Source organism: Cyanobium sp. BA20m-14, from assembly GCF_024346295.1.
In genome coordinates this window covers 1-5165 of record NZ_JAGQCR010000224.1, presented here as the reverse complement: position 1 = coordinate 5165, position 5165 = coordinate 1, and the positions used below count along the sequence as shown (strand labels likewise).

At 53.5% G+C, this 5165-nt stretch carries 3 protein-coding genes; all 3 read left to right on the top strand.

Annotation, left to right across the window (positions count from 1 at the left end; all coding sequences use genetic code 11):
• Positions 1 to 111: 111 nt before the first annotated feature.
• Complete coding sequence (locus tag KBZ07_RS15990) at positions 112 to 1095, top strand: hypothetical protein (protein WP_254932536.1); 984 nt, start codon at positions 112 to 114, stop codon at positions 1093 to 1095.
• The gene (locus KBZ07_RS15985) at positions 1092 to 2948 is read left to right on the top strand and encodes a DUF262 domain-containing protein (protein ID WP_254932535.1); all 1857 of its coding nucleotides are present in this window, start codon (positions 1092 to 1094) and stop codon (positions 2946 to 2948) included. The genes KBZ07_RS15990 and KBZ07_RS15985 overlap by 4 nt, the downstream gene beginning before the upstream one ends.
• Before the next feature lie 102 nt (positions 2949 to 3050).
• Positions 3051 to 5165: hypothetical protein (locus tag KBZ07_RS15980; protein ID WP_254932534.1), on the top strand; the 2115-nt coding region annotated here is incomplete at its 3' end.

Genomic DNA, 5165 nt, shown 5'->3' with positions numbered 1-5165 from the left:
GGGGAGGAGGTGAACAGCAGCCCAACCCATGCCCATCATCGCTATGTGATCAACTTCGGGGAGCGCAGCGAGGAGGAGTGCCGGCGCAAGTGGCCAAAGCTGATGGCAATTGTGGAAAGCAAGGTGAAGCCTGAGCGCATAGACAAGCCTGGAAGCTACAGCAGGCAGTGGTGGCTATTTGGCCGACGCAATCTTGCAGGAACCGAAGCTATTTCTGATTGCGATCGAGTGCTAGTTACCGGTGCATCTGCGACTCAGTACCTAACATTTCCTTTTATTTCAACAGGCAAAGTCTTCAGTCACAAGTTAATTGTCTTCCCGTTCGAGGATACTGGCGCTTTCTGCCTGCTGATCTCACAGGTTCATACGATTTTCGCGAGCTTCTTCAGCTCAACTCTTGAAGATAGGCTCACTTACAACCCGACTGATTGTTTCGAGCCCTTCCCCTTCCCCGCCTCCCTCCTCGACTCCGCCACCGGAGATTCCGCCAACGCCGTCACCCGCCAGAGCCTCGAAACCATCGGCGAGCGCTACCACCAGTTCCGCGCAGAGCTGATGGTGCGCAACAACGAAGGCCTCACCACCACCTACAACCGCTTTCACGATCCCGCAGAAACCAGTTTGGATCACCTGGAGCTGCGCCGCCGCCACGGCGTGATGGATCAGGTGGTGTTGGCTGCCTACGGCTGGAGCGACGTGCCCACCGCCTGCGGCTTCGGGCTCGACTACCTCGATGCAGAAGAAGACGCCCAGCTCCCCGATGCCCTGCAGGAGCGCATCGACAGCGGCGAGCTGTTCTTCTGGGACGCCAACGACGCTCATGATTTCCAGGGCCAGCTGCAGGCCTACGGCGCCATCACCGGCCGCCGCAAGCTGCCCTGGCGCTACCGCTGGCCCGATGCCGTGCGGGATGACGTGCTTGCTCGACTGTTGGCGCTGAATGCCGAGCGCTATGCGGAAGAGGTGGTGCTAGGGCTGCATGCCAAGGGGGGCAAGAAGCCAGCAACAGACTCATCTGCCGGCGGCAAGCGCGTGGCCCGGCCTGCAAAGGCAGCCGATTCGGTCGATACTCAGCAGATCGGTCTGGCGCTGTGAAGAAGCTCGACGGCAAGGTCTCCAGCATTCGTGAGTTGCTCTTCGGGGCACGCTTCGGGATCGACTACTACCAGCGTGAGTACCGCTGGGAACGCCGTCAGGTTGAGGAGCTGATCGACGATCTCACCAGCCAGTTTGGCGATGATCACGACCCCTCTGATCCCCGCGGGAAAGTCCGCGATTACCGCCACTACTTCCTTGGTGCCGTCATCACCAGTGAGAAGGAGGGCAAACGTTTTCTGATTGATGGTCAGCAGCGCCTCACCACCCTCAGCCTGTTGCTGATCTTCCTGCTGCGCGCCCTACCCGGCAGCGAAGACCAGGCCAACATCCGCCCGTTGATCTACGCCGAGAAATACGGCACAAAGGCTTTCACGATCGACGTGGAGGAACGCGAAGCCCTCCTGCAGTCGCTATTAAATGGTGAAACCTTTGAAGCCAGCGCCGCCAGCGATGCAGTTCGCACCATGCTGGCTCGCTACAACGACATCGAAGCACTATTCCCGCCGAAAATCCTGAGTGAGTCTCTACCCTTCTTTGTCGACTGGCTGATCGAGAATGTGCAGCTGGTGGAGATCACGGCCTATAGCGATGAGGCCGCCTACACGATCTTTGAAACCATGAACGACCGGGGGCTTCGCCTCACCCCGGCTGAAATGCTGAAGGGTTTTCTCCTGGCCAACATCCCCACTGAAGGCCAGCGAAACCACTGCAGCGACGTCTGGAAGCGCCTGGAGCAGCAGCTCCTGGGGATCGATAAGGAAGCCCAGGCCGACTGCTTCAAGGCCTGGCTGCGAGCCCAGCATGCCCAGAGCATTCGCGAACGGCGTGCGCTAGCTGCTGATCAGGACTTCGAACTGATCGGGCGTGAGTTTCACCGCTGGGTGAAAGACCACGCCGACCTGCTCGGCCTGGCGAACGAGGCGGGGTTTGTTGCCTTCATCCAGCGCGAGTACACGTTCTTCGCGGGTGCGTACCAGAAGATCCGCCAGGCCTCTGAGCAGCTCACAGCTGGTCTGGAAGCCATCTACTTCAACCACAGCAGCGGCTTCACCTTGCAGCTGCCCTTGATGCTGAGTGCCCTCAGCGTCGACGACCCAGCTCACGTCATCGAGAGCAAGTTGCGTCTGGTGGCCAACTACGTAGACATCGCCATCCACCGGCGGATCTGGAGCTACCAGGCCATTGATTATTCAACGAACTACTACCGGATGTTCACGCTGCTGCGTGACAAGCTGCGGCGTCGCCCTCTACAGGAGTTGCAGCAGGCTCTTAGCGACGACCTGGCCTCACTCCCCGACTTTGACTCTTCGCCCACCTGGGGCCTGACCCGAGGACGGATGAACCGCCCCCAGGTGAAGCGTTTCCTGGCGCGCCTTACCCATGAACTGGAGCAGGAATCTGGCCAGCCCGGCCGTTATGTGGAGTACATCACCGCCAGTGGCCGGCAGGCCTACGAGGTGGAACACATCTGGGCCGAGCAGAGCTGGGCAGAAGACCGCGAAGGCTTCCGCACCTGGTATCCCCAGGAGGAGAACTTCCGGGAAGCCCGCAACCGGATCGGGGCCCTGCTGCTGATCCCGAAATCGGTGAATGCCAGCTACAGCGCTCGTTCCTACGCCCAGAAGCGAACCCCGTACGTCACCCAGAACGCCTTGGCGCAGACCTTTTGTGACCAGGCCTATCAGAACAACCCCGCCTTCCTTGCCTTCTTGCAGCGCAGCGGCCTTCCCTTTCAGAGCGAACCCGAGTTCACCCCCGATGCACTGGAACGCCGCAACCATCTCTATGCCCGCTTCGCCCAAAGGATCTGGAGCGTTAACCGGCTAGATCAAACCTCATTGGAGAGTTGAGATGACAAGCTCCGCAGAAGTTCATTGTCACTCAGTCAATGCTGCTTTAATCGACACGAACGGCAATACATCCTCTGTAAAACAAGACGCCCCAAATTTCTTATGAGCATCTTTGAAAAACTGAACGAGAGCTACGTACTAATGCGTGATAGAGGGGCAAAACTTCTCCCCGGCGCTGGACGTCGGTCCGACTGTGCAAGCGCCATATTGCTGCCAAGCCAACAAATGGCAGAAGAATTTATCCTTCAAATCCAAGAAGACTGCAAAGATATATTTGGAGAACTTAAGACCGAGAAAGTTGATAATCTATTCGCTCTGATGCGCCGAGCATCACAAGAGGGCATCGGCGCATTTGACAGCACATCACCAGGTTTTCTGGTCAACCCTCTTGTTTTCAGCAATAGGCCTACGGAGATTGGGGACGTAATGCCAACTCTTTTAACGGACTGGGCTTGTGAAGAGAATTTAAATGTCCTCTCAAGGACAGGAGAGAAAGTAGTAAGGGCAGTTGACATAGTCCCATGGCAACGCTTTGATATAAGCGATCCATTGGTTTCAATTTGGAGCACGAATGGAGAGCCATTTAGAAACTGGGACTCAGGCAAGCCAATGCTCGCCATGCTGATCGATAATTGCATGCCCATCCTAAGAAAGTGTTCACTCACAGAACATTGGGCTTCACTTGAGGGAACGCTTCCAGTGTTCACCTCTGAGACGGATTTTGAGTTCTCAGTAAGCAGAGGACTTCTGAATTCAGAAATTTCACTATTTGGCCCCTTCTGCGCAGACGGGTACCAAGTCCTAGAAAGAAATCACGAGCAAATTCAGCAGACAACGTATCTACAGGCAGAGGCAAATCCAACTGTTGCGAAAACAGTTAATCACGGATCAAGGCAAAATGAGATATCGAATATTTGCTTATACAAAATTGCATCTCTACCCGACTTTATTGCAAATGTATGCAGCCAGCTTCCAGTTCTGCAATTCGGCCAATACAGCATCAACCCTTATTGCCATCGAGAAAACAGTGGCTACGGCTGGTCATCCAATCTAATTCCTAAAGAGATTTTGGAAGAACAGAATATTGTGCAGACTGCAGACAGCAAGATTAAAAAGAGGTGCGGATCAAAAGGTACGTTTTTTACCGTCGGTGGTACGTGGTCTATTGAAGCTGGGAATCAAATTAATCTTCAGGCCAAATCGGATAGATGGGCAGACAATGCAACTCTAAACTGGTCAGGGGGGCCGAGCATCAGTCTCCTGAGTCAAAGCACAAGCATTGCTCACAAAGACAACTGGAAGGAATTTACCAAGGATGAAAAGAAAGAAGAAATCTTGCGTATCTTTAAAGACAACCTCTCTTGCGATATTTTTGACGAAGACGAGTTTGAAGGCCTGCCAGCCCAAGCCCACCTATTCGCTGCACAACTATGGGACACAATTTCCTGTGAGAAGTTTGTGGCTAGGTTTGATTCCCCTTATCAATTTCTGGCCTTCTTACATCAAGGACTGCCTGCTGATGAGCACGCACGAATCTATGGAGCCAAATCTTGTGGAAGCCCAGCGACAGCAGCTGCGGGGAGCAGGGATATAAGCCTTGAGCAATTGCGAACAAGGCGAATCGAAAACGCTTTGATGTCAATTGCCGAAGATGCAGCAATTACTGGATACAGTCCAGACAAGATCATCAAAACCTGTTGGGTCGTTAACCAGCTGTTTGAGACGCTCCATCTTGATTATGCAGGCTACATCAAAGATCTACTTTCTCAATGTGAATCTAGCGATGATTTATCGGCGCTATGCGAGAGCCTGAATATTGATCTCAATGAAGCACTGCAATTCAAAGACACTGTCAGCCTGATTCCGCCAAGCGAAGGATTGCAGATATTGCAAGACATTATCACCCCAAATTGCTTGCAAAAAATTAACAAAAAATCTTCCTACTTTGCCGCCAATGGCCTTCTTGACCTGGCCCACAAAGGCAACTCTTTAAATATTGACTATTCAACGGCATCGATCCAGTTTGTAAAATCACTTGAGGTCCAACTTGGTGATTTATTCCGTATCTGGTTGCGATCCGTAAGCCCTGAAGCAATCAGCCTCGACAGCACGCGCAGCACCAGAGACATAAATGCTTATTTTGAGACCAATAAGATGTTTACCATTGGAACAATGGCCTACCTATTGCGAGAAGTCAATGAATCCATGCGTGTTTCA